Annotated in this window: 8 protein-coding genes and 1 pseudogene; 6 read left to right on the forward strand and 3 right to left on the reverse strand. The window is 42.1% G+C overall.

Annotation, left to right across the window (positions count from 1 at the left end; genetic code table 11):
• Positions 1-490: 490 nt before the first annotated feature.
• The 6 genes from GWG06_RS18615 (at position 491) to GWG06_RS18640 (ending at position 11,756) form a co-directional block, all read left to right on the forward strand.
• Positions 491-922 (forward strand): hypothetical protein, encoded by a 432-nt coding sequence (locus GWG06_RS18615; RefSeq protein ID WP_160715064.1) that lies wholly within the window; start codon positions 491-493, stop codon positions 920-922.
• 597 nt (positions 923-1,519) lie between these two features.
• Positions 1,520-2,992 (forward strand): flavin-containing monooxygenase, encoded by a 1,473-nt coding sequence (locus GWG06_RS18620; protein ID WP_160715066.1) that lies wholly within the window; start codon positions 1,520-1,522, stop codon positions 2,990-2,992.
• A 457-nt stretch (positions 2,993-3,449) separates the two neighbouring features.
• Positions 3,450-6,716 carry an RHS repeat domain-containing protein gene (locus tag GWG06_RS18625; RefSeq protein WP_160715068.1) on the forward strand — a complete coding sequence of 1,089 codons (3,267 nt, stop codon included), beginning with the start codon at positions 3,450-3,452 and terminating at the stop codon, positions 6,714-6,716.
• Positions 6,717-6,722: 6 nt separating this feature from the next.
• The gene (locus GWG06_RS18630) at positions 6,723-7,187 is read left to right on the forward strand and encodes a hypothetical protein (protein WP_160715070.1); all 465 of its coding nucleotides are present in this window, start codon (positions 6,723-6,725) and stop codon (positions 7,185-7,187) included.
• A 25-nt stretch (positions 7,188-7,212) separates the two neighbouring features.
• Positions 7,213-11,472: a DUF6443 domain-containing protein gene (locus GWG06_RS18635; protein ID WP_160715072.1), complete on the forward strand. Its 4,260-nt coding sequence runs from the start codon at positions 7,213-7,215 to the stop codon at positions 11,470-11,472.
• Positions 11,466-11,756, forward strand: a complete 291-nt coding sequence (locus GWG06_RS18640) for a hypothetical protein (protein ID WP_160715074.1) — start codon at positions 11,466-11,468, stop codon at positions 11,754-11,756. Before GWG06_RS18635 ends, GWG06_RS18640 begins: the two co-directional genes overlap by 7 nt.
• Before the next feature lie 201 nt (positions 11,757-11,957).
• Here GWG06_RS18640 and GWG06_RS30610 read toward each other — a convergent pair.
• From GWG06_RS30610 to GWG06_RS18650, 3 genes and pseudogenes are all read right to left on the reverse strand, one after another.
• Positions 11,958-12,233 (reverse strand): annotated as a pseudogene (locus GWG06_RS30610) (helix-turn-helix domain-containing protein); the annotation flags it as partial.
• Positions 12,234-12,478: 245 nt separating this feature from the next.
• Positions 12,479-15,238: a KGGVGR-motif variant AAA ATPase gene (locus GWG06_RS18645; protein WP_160715076.1), complete on the reverse strand. Its 2,760-nt coding sequence runs from the start codon at positions 15,236-15,238 to the stop codon at positions 12,479-12,481.
• Complete coding sequence (locus GWG06_RS18650; RefSeq protein WP_160715078.1) at positions 15,238-15,633, reverse strand: hypothetical protein; 396 nt, start codon at positions 15,631-15,633, stop codon at positions 15,238-15,240. The genes GWG06_RS18645 and GWG06_RS18650 overlap by 1 nt, the downstream gene beginning before the upstream one ends.
• Positions 15,634-15,758: the final 125 nt, after the last annotated feature.

The following is a 15,758-nucleotide window of genomic DNA, read 5'->3' on the forward strand; positions in this document are numbered from 1 at the left end:
AATAATCATTTAATGGTTACTGTAGCAAATACCAATTCAGCATGGAGGGAAATAATCATCCGCAATATAATATGAATTACTGCCAGGGTATTACATCTTATGAATAAGATGATAGTATTGCAGAAGTGGTTTTATTGCTTATCAGGTGCTTATTTACCCTGTAATCCGGTATACCTATAATTACTGACCGCATACTGTATGCAGCCATCTGCTGTAGCTTCGGGATTGAATGACCTATTCGTTCCAGATATAAGAGAAACGCTTATGATGTAAGATAAACCTGACAGGGACTGACAGCCAGCATATACTTTTCTTTCCGCAACAAAATGAGATCGCAGGATACAGATTATCATCTTCCTGTTCTGCTTCCCGATAAATATTTAACCCAGACTGTAGTACAACGGAGAATCATGTCCATCTGTTTACCTGAGAATTCCGGTTTATCGCAGATATCCCCTTCTGTATTTTATTCACCCTCATAAAAAAAAATATGAAAAAGTTAACGTTAATCATTACCATGCTCTTTGCCGTACAACTGATAGTTGTTGCCGCCAACCCTCCTTCAAAGAAAAGGACTGCCGGTGTACACAGTGCACGCGGTGTTTCTATCCTTGTTACCACCATTTATATTTACCGTGATAACGGGTATGAGTATATCAATCCGTTATGTAGCATCATGGCTACTGCAAAAGCGTATGTGCTTAACCGGCAGACCAACAGCTACAATTATATCAGTTGTCCCTCCTCCGCTACCAATGTAGTGGTATCAGTTGGAGATCAGCTAGAGTTAAGATACAAGCCTACTTCCGGGAATAGCGGTTCTCCGCTTGCCAGCGGGCCTTATACTGTTACGCAGGAGGATATAACCAGGGGAACAATAGAGTTGAGTGTTGGATATACCAACAATGAGCATCTGCAATAACAGCTGGTTTTATACCGGCAGGATGTTTACCATATTTCTGCCGGTATAGGCTTTTTGTTGTCAGGCAGGTTGTGATGCTGCTGCATTTTTCATGGCAGCAGCAGTGTTTTCCCATCCTTCCCATAATGTTTTTCCTGCTGAAACTAATCAATATAGAAGCCTCGTCCCCATACCTTTCCATTGATTACACGATATCAGATTAGCACTGTACGGGATGCAAAACCAACTGTACGGTGCATAGAATTATTTCTTCCGTATTGTTTTTTTCATGAATTTTATCCCATTCAAGTATACTTCAATAAAATGCAGGCACTCCAGAAATTTCTCATACATACTAAAACCCTGTAGCAGACAGGTTATTGATGATATCCGGATTAACACAAAAAGATGCCGGTAGCCTATAAAAAACAGGAGTAGCAGTAATAATGGGCATTGAAGCACCAACTGATATTATTCATGTTCAATCAGTCTCAATTTATCATTAAGTAACTTCCAGGGCAATACCTCAAAACATCAGAATATGATAACAAGTTCTTAATTTAAACAGCCCCCTTTCATAATTTCTGTTTATCTGTATCTGACATAAAAGTAACCATTATGGCAAGTATTGGAATCATTGGTGCAGGAGTGAGCGGCCTGGTAACCGCTAAAACATTCTTAGAAGGCAATCATCACGTTTCTGTATTAGAAAAAACGTCTGGAATAGGTGGTGTTTGGAAGCGGGATCATTGTTACTTTGGAGCATCCACTCAGACCACCCGGGACGAATACGCCTTTTCGGACTATCCTATGCCGGCATCCTTTCCTGAATGGCCTTCCGGAGAGCAGATATTGTCCTATCTCAGAAACTATGCAACACATTTTGGCTTATCTCAACATATTCGCTTCAATACTGAAGTTATTGAAATGAAATATCTGGACAATATCTGGTCTGTAGAGGTTTTCGATCGGAAAAAAAGCAAAAATGCTACCTTACTATTTGATTTCGTAATTATCTGTACCGGAACTTTTAATGTCCCTTATATTCCAGCATTTGAAGGTATGCAGGAATTCATTGATCACGGCGGCAAGGTACTTCATACAACAGATGTTTCCGATGCATCATTAGTAGAAAATAAATCCGTAGTCGTTGTCGGATTCGCTAAATCGGCCACAGATGTTGCCACACTGGTAACTGATCATGCTAAGGATTGTACACTTATCTATAGAAAAGCACGATGGAAAGTACCGCGCTATTTTGCTAATATAATCAATCTGAAATACTTACTACTTTCAAGATACTCCGAAATTTTCATAACGCCGCCTCATAAAAGCGGCAACAAAAATCAGTTTCGGCTGCCCAAACGGCTCTTTGCATGGTTACAATGGCGTATGGTGGAATTACTTCTAAAAAAACAATTCAGGTTAAAATCCTGCAACATGATACCTGAAGACCCCATTGAAACTCAGATAAATTGCGCCCTTGGAGTAGCCCATCCAGATTTCTACCCTAAAATCAGAAAAGGACAGATAAAAGCTATCCAGACAGAAATTGACAGATTTAACGGTAGTCATATTGAATTAAAGAATGGATCAACGATCAAACCAGACCTGATCATCTTTGGTACCGGCTTTCTGCGGCGCCTTCCATTCCTGGAAGAAAAAAACCGGAATATAATATTCAATGAAGAAACGGGCTTTCAGCTTTACAGAAATATAATTCATCCAGACATTCCGCAACTTGCCTTTGTGGGTTTCAATACCAGTTTTGTCACATCCCTTACTTCCGAGATAGCATCTCATTGGGTACTTAGACTTGTTAATGGCAACTTACAGCTTCCATCAAAAGATAAGATAAAGGAAGAAATACTAACTATGTCAGCCTGGCAACAGCATCGAAACCATGTGACCAGCACACATGACGGAACCTGTATAGCCCCTCTTAACCTGCAATACCTGGATAAATTAATGAAAGATATGGGCCTGCCGCGAAAAGTCAGCAAACTACCTTTATACGATTTTATCAGACCTGTGAGCCCTAAAGATTACTACAAACTACTCAAATATTACAAAAAAAATGTTACCGGATAACAACGGCCATCATATCCGGGGCACATTCTTCACAAGCTGGTTTCAATAAGATAGAATACGGATACTTATATCTGTATGTAATCGTCTGCCATACCCATGATGCCTGAAAACAAGTCTCAATTCCATGCAGATATCTCCCTACCATTAGTTTATTCATTATCCTCCTGCAGCCAACCCTGAACCCAGCACTGAATTAAAGATGAAGAACCTATAGTAAAATTGTAAGCTTCCAGACTTGATAAGATCTGGCAACAAACAATTCCGATTTATTTATATGATTCGCGCTCAGCATTCCGTTGCGCATAGCCTATTAGGCAATAGTTCCTTAACTGCTGCCTCATTGCATTCTTTTTTATAAAATTTATATCACCTGCTCCCGGATAAATCCCAGCTGCTGAATCTGACGATTGGCTTAGTCCTATACCTCAAAAACACGCTGAAATTTAATATCATTACTATGCGTCTGCGTTTTATTGTTTTCCCAGTATCCCTGCTATTCCCGTTATTTACTTTGGGACAATATCAGCAACATCTTCCCAAAGCGAAACCTATTCCTCCCAATGCAGCCGCTATGTTTAAAGTACTGGAGCGGCCCCTGGGAACATTCACAGGGACTATTCCCATTAGCTTTCCTTTATGCAGCGTGAACAGTGGTCCGTTATCAGCGAATATTTCCCTCAGCTATAATAATACCGGTGGTATACGGGTTGAAGAGCTGTCAGGTTGTGTGGGGTTGGGGTTCAGCCTGGCGGATGGCGCCGGCCGGATAACGCAAATGGTGAATGGAAAGCCTGATGACAGCCAGCTAGGCATGCTGATGAACCCTTTTGCCCGGCCCTCTACGTTCAATGTCAATAACCTCTCCCACATGGCCGAGTTAGGACAGGACCGCCTGGACCTGGAGCCGGATGTATTCCTGTACAACTTTAATGGTCGCTCCGGTAAATTTTTCCTGAAGGAAAATGGAGATGTTATTATGATGACCAATGACGCCATCGATATTACTTACACCCGCGATAGCAGCCAGGCGCCACCCGGACCAGGTATCCGGTCATGGATCATCACGGATGAAAACGGCCATAAATATTATTTTGGCAGAAATAAAGCCGGCACAGGTGACCTGCGAATAGTAAACCAATCCACCTATAATGGTAATGGCGGCTCTTCTCCCAGTGAAACATCTTCCGTATCATGGCACCTCGCGGAATCCTATGATATGAATGAGGAGAACAGTATAAAATACTCCTACGTCACTACAGGAGATGCTTTCACCACTATTTCCGGCAGCTTTATGCCGCTGACTACCGCCGGACTGGACTGCAGGGGCTTTAATGTAATCAGTGATATAGGTACAGTCACTACCTCCGGTACTGAATATATGGTCAGCCGGATTGATGCAGGCAGTGGTTATCTTATCTTTAATGCGGCGCCGGATTATACCTATGGTCCCAAACGACTGCTGTCTATTCAGCAGTATGATCCCAATGGTAATTTCAGGGGAAAATTTACATTTAACTATGGTCCTGATTTCACCAGCAACCGGTTTAAATTAAGTTCGTTTTCACAGTTTGGTGCTGCTGGTACTGATAGCCTTACGCATAAGTTTGAATACATTGAATCCGTGGCATTACCTACAGTACTTAATCCTGCTGTAGATATATGGGGATTTTTCAACGGTAAAGCCAATTTAAATTCCGGCTTGATTCCCAACCTGATCTTCTCCAACGGTGCTAATGATTTCTACTGGGATTACTGGGCCATCCGTACTGCCGATCCTTATTACGGCAAAGCAAATGTGCTCCGTAAAATCACCTATCCCACCGGTGGATACCGGGAAATTGAATACGAAGGGAATGAGGTGCTTGGCCTGGGAGATTTTTTCATTTATCATCCTGATTCCAGGTATATGGTGAGCAGGTCTTTCAGCGAAAGTAATTTTCGTGCGGGAGGCACTACCAGTCCATCGCTGCAACATGCATTCACCGTTAACACTTCCTTTAATATCTCGCGGGTTACCTTCAACCTGGGTAATCTCTCTTTGCCCTGCGGTAATAACTTCTCCATAAAATTTATGCGGGTCAATTCTCCGGGAGATTTAAACGGCGGTTATCTCATACAGTCTTTTGACGGCCAGCGCACAGGTAGCCTGATATTAAAGAATGGCAACTACCGCGTGGATATTTATTCCACCAGCCTGCAGTTTCCCTGTACCGCCGGTACGCTGTCCTGTTCGTGGCTGGAGGGCGTGCCAGATACTACTACTGTCCAGTTTACCTATGGCAATACGTACCAGATGGGAAGAAGGTCTTATTATGCCGGCGGGGTGCGGGTAAAATCACTGACAGATTATGATCCGGTTACCGGTAAAAGCAATGTTACCAGCTACCGGTATAAAATGTACTCCAATGATTCCACCGTTGGCAGCGGGCTGCTGGCTTCTCCGGTAAATATTATGTCCCTGCAGAACACCTCTACTACCGGGTGCCAGTATTTTAAAGTATTTCCCGGCAGCAGTTATCCTCTGGCTTCAGACAACGGTTCCTTTGTGGTATATCCGGAGGTAAGAACGATTGAAAGCAACAACGGCTGGACGGACAGGATATTCGCCTATATGTATAATAATCCGCCTACCGGCTTCCCTCCCATTCCTCCGGTTGACCCCAGCTATTACCGCGGGAAGTTATTAAAAGAGAAAGTCTATCGCCAGGATGGGACCTTACTGAGAAAAACGGAACAGCAGTGGATCTGGTCTTACCCGCCATCGCAACCTGGCTATAAAGCCAAGCCTTACTGGCAGGTGGATGGTCTGGCCTATATCTGGACGGATATACGGCGTAACCCCGGTAATTGCAACGATATATTCAATGACTGTATCCCCGACTATGCCGCGCAGTCCTATTACACGGTTACCATGCCGGTAGTGGCGCTGGCGCAGGCCACCGATAGTTCCTATGCCGGCAATATCGCAATGGGCGCCCAAACCAGTTACAGCTATTATCTCCATGATTATATCTATCTGCTGAAACAGAAAAAAATCACTATCAATAATAACCAGACCCGTGAACAGACGTACAAATATGCTTTCACTCCTTCCGGAGAATTTTCACTGGGATTGAATGCCGGGGAGCTGGCGATGAAAGATACACTGCTGAAACGCCATTACCTGCAGCCGGTAGAGGTAACCGATTCCATCAAAAAGAATGGCCTGAGTCCCTTATTCATCAATGGAAGCAAATATGTATTCAGTTTTTTCAATAGTAATAAGCTGCATCTTTCCCAGTTCAGAAACTACTTCTCCAAAACTGACAGTGCCATTATGTACTTCTCCGGTTATGATGCGAAAGGCAATCTCACCGAACAGTACAAGGCCAATGATATAAAAGAGGTTTTTCTCTGGGGATATAATGGCAACTATCCGGTAGCACAGGTCACAGGCAGCAATTATGCTACAGTAGCCGGATTGGTTAATCTTTCCATCCTGAATAATCCTGCTTCCGATAATGCGCTGCGAACAGAGCTGAATAAGATCAGGAGCGGCTTACCGGCAGGATCTGCCCTGGTAAATACATTTACCTATTCTCCCTTGTATAGTGGTATGAGTTCCCAGACGGGACCGGAAGGCAGAATCGCCTATTACGAGTATGATTCGTTCGGCCGGCTACAGCGTATAAAGGATAAAGATGGTAATATTATTAAGCTGTATGATTTTCAAATAGGTAAATAGTTATTTATGAAGAAGACATTGTTGATGATACTTCTCTGTTATACCGGTCATTGTTTTGCGCAGACTTCCGCCCCGGATCTACAGCAGTACGCAGGAAAGCGGCTACTGTATATCATTTTGCCGGCTATTGAAGATACTTCCCTGAATAACCAGCTGCTGCGCTTCCGGCAGCAGTATAAAGATACCATGCCGGTCATAGCCTTATGTCCTGCTGTATCCCGGCAACTGGAAGAAGCTGGCGTTGTATTTACCGCCGGGTTTCCGAGAACGGGCACCAAAGATCCACGCCAGTCGGTACTGGAATGGCTGACCGGGAGGATGCCTTCAATAACCGGCAGTAAATACTTTATCAGTGAAGACGGAAGACTGTACGCCCATCTGGGACCTGACATCCCGCTGGATCTGCCGCTTGTGAGAGGAATTGTGCTGGCAGCCGTCCCGAAAAGCCATATCGATACCATACCTCATTAACCAGGCAATGTAAATCGTTAATCCCATGAAGAAGTTGTTGCTTTTATTGTTATGGTCAGGCAGTGCGCTGCTATGCGCAGGGCAGAATATACCCGCCCCTACTACCCTGCCCTTGGCCAATCCTGTGACTTTACCTGCTGCCTATGCAGATACTCCTGTCAACTATATCCGGGTGTGGGAGCCATCTATGCCGGCTGCTACAGATGCCGCCGTTACGGGGGCGGCCAGCATTAGCCAGGTAAGGCAATCCGTTGAATATTATGATGGTCTTGGCCGTCTGTTACAAACTGTCAGTAAGGGCATCAGTCCTGGCGGCAGGGATATGGTAATGCCTGTAACCTATGATGCACTGGGGCGAAGACAATATATATACCTGCCCTATGCGCAGCAGAGTGGCAATACCAGCGATGGCAAGTTCAAGAGTGACCCTTTTACCGCACAGCAGACCTTCTATAAAAACACAGCGCTGCATCCCGGCATAGCGGGAGAAACTATTTTTTATAGTCAGCAGGAGTTTGAGCCATCCCCGTTGAACAGGCTGTCAAAATCATTTGCCCCCGGAAGAAGCTGGGCAAAGGAAGGAGGCAATAAGCCGGTTTCTTCGCAATACCAGTTAAACAGCACCAGCGATGACGTGCGTATCTGGACGGTTCCCGCCAATGGCATTCCCGTATCCACTGCTGCCTATGCCGCTGGTGAGCTGAGCAAACAGGTGACCCTTGATGAGCATAACATCAGGTCCGTCGTTTTCACTGATAAGCAGGGACGCGCCCTGCTGAAGAAAAGTGAACTGTCCGCCGGAGCTGCTGACGGGCATCCCGGCTGGCTCAGCACTTATTACGTGTATGATGATTTTAACCGGCTGCGTTATGTAATTCCGCCATTAGCGGTGGATACTATCCGCACCACCTGGGTTATAGATGCTGCCGTTGCAGCGGAGTTATGTTTCGCCTATCGTTATGATGCTCTGGGAAGAATGATTGTGAAAAAGCTCCCCGGCGCCGATTCCGTAGAAATGGTGTATGACGTGCGTGACCGGCAGGTATTTTCCAGGGATGGAAACAGGGCGCAACAGAATACCTGGCTGGCTACTTTTTATGATTCACTGAACAGGGTCGTAGCCACTGCCATCTATAATAGCAACGCCTCCCGCGGCTCGCTGCAAAGCAGTATGAACAGTGTTACCAGTGGTACGTTTATAGTGAATGGCGCTGTAACAGCTACCTTGCCCCTGCCGGGCCTTAGCGCCGGAAGTTTAACTCCCCTGACACTTAATTATTATCACAATTACAGTTTCGCCGGTGTCCAGAGCGCCCTGACCACTGACTTCGCCAAACCACAGGCAGGTACAAACCCTTATGCAGAGGCCAATACCGCCTACACTACCAAAACCACCGGCCTCCTCACCGGCAGCAGCGTGCGGGTGCTCAACACCAGTACCTGGTTAACAACCACTCACTACTACAACGAAAAAGGCAGATTAATCCAATCTGTAAACGATAACCTGGCGGGCGGAAAAAATACCGTCACCACCCTGTATGATTTCAGTGGTAAAGTACTCAGTACCTATCAGCGGCATACCAATCCGCGCAGCAGTTTAACGCCGCAGACGACCATACTGACAACACTTGCCTACGACCCCGCCAGCCGGGTAACCAGTATAAAGAAGAAAATAAATGACCTGAATTCACTGGAACGCACCATTGCCACCCATCAATATTATGAATCCGGGCAACTGAAACTAAAGCAGCTGGGCATCAGGAATGCCGGCGCACCACTGGAGCAGCTATCATATGAATACAATATTCGCGGATGGCTCAGCGGGATTAATAAAGCCTATGTTAATTCCACCAGCAGCACCAACTGGTTCGGGCAGGTGCTTAGCTATGATTCAGGATTTACTGCCAGGCAGTACAATGGCAACATCTCCGGCATTAAATGGAAGAGTAAAGGCAACAACATCACCAGGGCGTATGGCTACCGGTATGATAATACCAATCGCTTATTATCAGCAGATTTTACACAGCAGAACATTGCTGGCGCTGCCTGGACAAGGAATACCGTTGATTTTTCCGTTAGTGGACTGGATTACGACGCCAATGGTAACATCCGATCCATGAGCCAGAAAGGCATGAATGGCGCCGTCATCACTACTATAGACAGCCTGTTGTACTCCTATTATCCTAAATCCAATAAGCCCTTCCTCATCACTGACCGAAAGAATAACCTTGCCAGTACGCTCGGAGATTTCACAGAGCTGAATGGCGCCCAGGATCAGGATTATACATACGACCGGAACGGCAACTGCGTGGTCGATATGAATAAGCTATCCTCCGTTCGCCGGTATAATTATCTGAATCTGCCGGACAGTATAATGATTATTGGGAAAGGCTATTTTGAATTTACGTATGATGCCAATGGCAGCAAGTGGCGAAAGAAAATTACAGATGTCACCAGTACCGGTAAAATTACCACGATCGACTACCTGGATGGCCTGGTGTATATTAATGATACCTTGCAGTTGATTGCCCATGAAGAAGGGCGTATTCGTACCATATATAAGTCCGCGAAGCCACCAGCCTATGCATTTGATTATTTTCTAAAAGACCACCTGGGCAGTACCAGGGCTGTGCTGACAGACCAGACAGATTTCACCGTATACATGGCTTCTATGGAGCCTGACCAGTCCGCGGTGGAAAATGCCTTATTCAATAATGTAGATCAGACTCGGGTACCACTTCCACCAGGGTATCCTGTCGATAACAGCACTAAAAAAAACACCTCAGTAGCCAAACTGAATGCGGCAGGTAGTTCAAAGAAAACAGGCCCCTCTATTGTATTGCGGGTAATGGCCGGTGATACCGTCAGTATTGGCACAAAGGCTTATTATAAATCAGTTACAACTCCCGAAGGTAAGCCCGGTGCTGTGTCAGCAGAAAACATTTTTCCCGACATTTTGCAGGTACTGGCAGGAAGTACGCCTTCCTCCAATGCTCATGGTAACAGCCCTGCAACTGGCTCTTCTCCTTTTACCGATCATTTCAGCCTTCGCGATTATCAGCAGTTAAAACAAAAGAAGCCAGATCAGGCAGATGCTACCAGGCCAAAGGCATATTTAAATTTTGTATTGTTCGACGATCAGTTTAATTTAGTCAAAGCAGGAAGTGGTGTTAAGCAGGTAAAATCCCTTCCTGATCAGCTGCAAACCCTGGCACAGGAAAAATATCCTAACCCCCAAAGTGGTTTCCTGTACGTATTCACAACAAATGAAAGTCCACAGGACGTGTTGTTTGATAATATATCCGTATTGGATATAAGTGGTCCGTTATTGGAGGAAACACATTATTATCCATTTGGGTTGACGATGGCGGGGATTAGTTCGAATGCGTTAAAAGGCACGAACTATCCGGTTAATAAAAATAAGTTTAATGGCATTGAATTAAATAGCGATCTGGATTTATATTCTTATGAGGCACACTATCGGAATCTGGATCCCCAGTTAGGAAGATGGTGGCAGATAGATCCGAAGCCAAATGATGCAATCTCACCATATACTGCAATGAATAATAATCCTATTCGCTATAGTGACTTTTGGGGAGACACAACGATAAAGGGAGCAGGTTTTTGGAGGAATGCTTGGGAAGGGATAAAAGATGGTGGACGGTCCACAGGGCAATGGGTTAAAAGTTTGGGGACTGCTGAAGGGTGGGGCCAAACATTAGATGGAATTGCTGCTTTTTCTCCTTTTAATGTAGATGAAGGAGCGATAGGAGCCAGAGCTCAAATGATAGACAATGCTGTAAACTATGCTGCAGATATTCCCAATAAGACCAGTGACCAAATAGGACATGATGTTGGATACGGCGTCGAAAAGGTTGGCGAGGCTGTAGTCGCGAGTAAAGGGGTTAGTTTGGTAAAAGGAGGTATAGGAATACTTAATTCTACTACGTTGTATAGATCGGTATCGGGCGCAGAATTAACTAGTATAGCTGAAAAGGGCGGTCTAAGTATGGGAGTTGGCAGCTATGAAACTGGTAAGTTATTTGCTATAGCTGCTTCTGATGCTGCACAATTTGGGAAAGCTAATTTTGCATTTGATCAAATTCCTAATACAATTATAAAAGTAAGGGTTCCCAATGCGGTAATGAAGACTGTAACGATGTTTGAAGCTGATGGCATGCCTGCCGTATCTATACCCGCAAATCAATTACCTAAAATTAATTTTATAAAGCCTTTAAATTTTTCACCTCGTCCAACGAACCCTTTTAATTCTTCAGGATGGTAGATTTTATTAAAGTTTTGGCAACAATAAATCTGTTCTTCAATGAACGGTCAAGAAAAACACCTTTTACGAGTGGTTATAGGCCATTATTTAATTTTTCAGGTGCTCAAACAAAAGTATCGGGTAGTATTAAACTTATAGATATGGATTCTTTTTCTCCAGGGTCGAAAGGTGATGTTGAGATTAGTTTTATAAAAGGCATGATAGATGATAGTTATTTTAAATCAGGGATGAAATTTACTTTTGATGAAGGGGGAAGTGTCTTAGGTGAAGGATGGATAAAATAAACAAAAACATAAATAACATCTAATCGAGACTATTACATAAAGTGTGTCAGTAAAAAGTTTTTAACTTAAAACTGATATCACAATATGGAAAGCAAAACTTTGATTTTGAAGTCTTCAAGTAGCTAGCGGCTAGCCGTTTGAAGAATGGAGATACGCTTTTAGGTAAGGATCGCGTGCTAACGCCATTGCTTCCCCTATAGATCTGGCTTCAAGCGCCTTAAGACGTTTTTTAAAGGTTTCCAGATCGTGCCGTAGCCAGATACATCGTACACCCGCTGGTGAAATGAAAATACCCTGTTTCCAAAGCTCACGACTAGCTCGGAGCTGGCCAAATGCCTGATTTAAGGTTGCCATTTCAACAACGACTGTTTCTATTTCAGGTTCTATCCGATTCTTTAATATCGGCTTCTTTCTGCTGATTTCCTGAAGGGCGACTTCTCCTCCCTCCTCAAATAGCTCCTTGTATCTATAAAAGCTACTAAGTTAATCAAAAACAAAGTTGGCCTGCTCAGATTGGCCGAAGAATTAGGAAATGTATCACAGGCATGCAAGATCTTCGGTTACAGCCTTAGCTGCTCAATTCATTTCTGGCAGTTTTAAAGGGTTGATTGAAAGTGTGGTTACTTAAAATTAACCCTAACTGTCAGATTAAATCGCAGCTATTTCAACTAAACCTTATTCTTTAACTACCATACACACGTTGGAGAGCTACTAACTTTTGCTTAAAAATACAAAACCTTAGGGCGTCCCTTTCTAGAATAATCGAATCCCATACCGCGTCTATACAATTCAGCCATATAATATTCTCCATTATGGAGAACTATTACTCCATTATCCTCTAGTATTCGTACACCTGACTCATGAACAATCTGCTTTATATCTTCCGGTTTACAGGGGAATTTGATATTCTTTGTTTGGTCTTCCAAAAGCTCTAGGACTTCCTTCAAGGGTTGATTCTCTATTTTTATTTCATCAATTTTATTTCGACCGACTTCATCAATTGAGTCTCTAATAGCAGCGGGAAATAGTATACGATCATTATATAAAGTTACAATCTTGGCATCAGTTGTTGATAAGGTTTTATTTGCTGCTGAATTGAGAAACCTTACAATATCTCTAGACTGAATTTCCTTCTTTAAATTTGCAAGAGATCCTAATACCCAGTTATGCGAATACGCCTCTTTGGATGTATTTTTCGCCATTCGTATTCCCCAAAGTATATGTAAGTTTTGTACCAATTCATTTTCGCTTTTCTGACCTAATGAGTCTTTCCAATCGGAAAAAGTGGGATGCTCTCCCATTGTGAATTTGTTCAATATCCAATGCAATAGCCTTAAAGCTTCTTCAACATTCCAACGTAACTCATAATTCTCATACTTTTTCAGGAACTGCTTAGAATTTTGAGAGATAGCTACAGAAACAATGTCTTTACGAACAAAAACTAATATTCCAAGATATCTTTCAGATAAGCTTTCCAACCAGTTAGGTACATCTTGTAATAGAGATTCTAATGCAGCTTGTTGTTTCGCGTTATTATTGAACTGCTTAAATAAATCTTCAAGCCCATCGAAAACAGCAATAACTTTTACTTTTTCATTTCTTAATAATTCTAAAAAGCCTCTACCTACACCATTTTCATTAATTCTAAAACCTCCAGCCCAAGCTATATAATCAAGCCACTTTTCTCGCCATTGACTATTTGTTAAATCCTCTTTTATCGACAAATCAATATCCGGTTTTATATATTCAAGCCAAATACTATTGATCTGCAGTGCTTCAATATTTGACTGAGGTTTCAACGCCAACAGTTCTTGAGGAATTTTAGCAAAACTTCTTATATCTACAGGAGCGGCATTTGCAGGAAGCGAAATAGGCAGAACAATTGCCGTATTTGAATAACTACCTAATACTTTTTCACCAAATTCCTGCCAGTTCTCCAAATGCGAAATTTGATTAAAGAGGAAGGTCTTACCCGACCCCTTGGCTCCAACTACTACGGCAATAGGTAAAGTGGTCTTAAAACCGCTTGCCAAATTCCTTATTGGTTGTGTAATTAAGAAATCGTCTTGTTTTTCAGTTTCCGCAAAAATTAGCTTATTAGCTGCTTCTTTCAATCTCTCTCTCAGAGCAGGCAATTCCTGAAGTACACTAGTTTCTTCTTCTGATACAGGGTAGTTTTCCGCAAGTTTAATTAGTTTTTTGTCTAACTCATTTTGCTTTATCAATTTCACTACTTCCTCCCAATTATCAGGTAATGATTTTAAAGTATCATATTCCTGAGAAAAAAGAGTAATAGGCCCTAACAGCCTCCCAACGATTTGTTCATCTGTCAGATCCGAAAATCCTTCCATTTGATTATACTCAGACAAATTCAAAAACGACTCTGCATAGGCACCTCTCAAAGTACTTAACGTTGTTTCCTGCGAGTAGGTATCTCCCCAATTATATTCAATTTCCTTAATTGAGCTTTTGGGAATTTGTGATATAATAATTGAAGGCAACGGAGATTCCTGATTCTTCAGGTTGTTCTGCTTCTCAAACTTAGATAATAACCTAAATAGCATTGCAGTTCCTAAAACAGACTGACTACTAAGCGTTGTTACAAATACTTTATTAATTCTCGGATCGAGAAACCAGCTTGTAGACAATTCTGAAATCCCGGCTCTTAAATCCAGAATAATAAAATCGACAGCTAATTCTGTAGCTAGCTTTACTAAAATATCAGTTAAGAAAAACGGGTTTGAATTAAACTTTATTATATGTTCTGGCTTAATTTCAAGAATTGGTGATGTTGACTTAAGTGATCTAAAAGCTGGAAAAACAAATAGATTTTCATCTTCAGTTGAGTCATCTCGGAGACTATCAGCAGTAAGCTTAATAATACTCTCATAATTGTCTTCAACACCAGAATCTCCATGAAGCATTGCTAAAAAATCAGAAAAAGAAATCGATTTATTAGTTAACCATGAGATACCAGGTGCCTCAAAATCCGCATCTATTAATAGAACTTTGTGTTTTTCAGAAAGATTCAATGCTAAAGAAATGGCGTGCAAAGTTCGGCCAACCCCTCCTTTAAAAGAATGAAATGCAAAAAAGACAGGTTTATCATTAGCATTCCTATTTGAAAAATTGGTAGTTTCTTTAGATGCAACAATAGGCGCTCTTGATAAAGTTGGTTGAAAAGGAATCAACTCTAGCTCATCCGGAATAACCTCCTCAAACAAAACTGGAAACCCCCTGTTTCCTTCCAGTAATATATTACATTTTTCTGCATCAAGTTTAACGAACCTTGATAAGAAAATAGATTCGAGAATACCCTCAATCTCGTCTTTGCTTTTAGGTTTAGAAAACGAAATATTTAATCCATCCCAATAAGCGCGAAAAGTCAAATTTTGTAATTGTAAACTATTCTCCTCTTCTTTAAAAAATGAGTCAATTGTGTCTTGAATGTCAATCCAAGTATAAAGTTTGCTACTTTGCATTAGAGCTCTTTTTTCAAGTATAATGATAAATCTCGTAAAAACTTAACTTGCAAATTTTCAGTTCCTGCTGAATAAGTACCATACCTTAATCTCTCATGCATTTGAACTAAAGGTTTATTTGTGCGACTATCAATATACCCAAGTGCAGGGATTTTCAAATCCTTCACCCAAGCATATATGTCATGTCCATGCCCATATTTCTTATTTACAGGCAATGTCTCAAAATCGTCGGTATTCAAACGGTTATACTTTTTCAAGTATTTAGCCTTCAGGCCACATTCAACAGCATAAAACAAGATCAATAAATGAGATATTTGATCATCTTTGGAGGAAAAAGCATAGTGTTTTTTGAATGCTCCAATTAATTGAGTTAAGGTAACTTTAACTACACTCATGATAAGTCATTATGAAGTTGAGCAATTTACAAAAAATAAGCAAAGAATAGGATTTTATATCAATGGTGAATAAATTCTGGTAAGTACACAAAATCTTTTAGCCAATGGAAATATTTTCAGGTAGG

Source organism: Chitinophaga solisilvae (assembly GCF_009928525.1).
In the GTDB taxonomy this organism is placed as follows: domain Bacteria; phylum Bacteroidota; class Bacteroidia; order Chitinophagales; family Chitinophagaceae; genus Chitinophaga; species Chitinophaga solisilvae.

Coding starts and splice junctions, on each gene's coding strand:
- GWG06_RS18640 (WP_160715074.1), top strand. CDS start 11,466: ATGGTAGATTTTATTAAAGTTTTGGCAACAATAAATCTGTTCTTCAAT.
- GWG06_RS18615 (WP_160715064.1), top strand. CDS start 491: ATGAAAAAGTTAACGTTAATCATTACCATGCTCTTTGCCGTACAACTG.
- GWG06_RS18635 (WP_160715072.1), top strand. CDS start 7,213: ATGAAGAAGTTGTTGCTTTTATTGTTATGGTCAGGCAGTGCGCTGCTA.
- GWG06_RS18645 (WP_160715076.1), bottom strand. CDS start 15,238: ATGCAAAGTAGCAAACTTTATACTTGGATTGACATTCAAGACACAATT.
- GWG06_RS18620 (WP_160715066.1), top strand. CDS start 1,520: ATGGCAAGTATTGGAATCATTGGTGCAGGAGTGAGCGGCCTGGTAACC.
- GWG06_RS18650 (WP_160715078.1), bottom strand. CDS start 15,633: ATGAGTGTAGTTAAAGTTACCTTAACTCAATTAATTGGAGCATTCAAA.
- GWG06_RS18625 (WP_160715068.1), top strand. CDS start 3,450: ATGCGTCTGCGTTTTATTGTTTTCCCAGTATCCCTGCTATTCCCGTTA.
- GWG06_RS18630 (WP_160715070.1), top strand. CDS start 6,723: ATGAAGAAGACATTGTTGATGATACTTCTCTGTTATACCGGTCATTGT.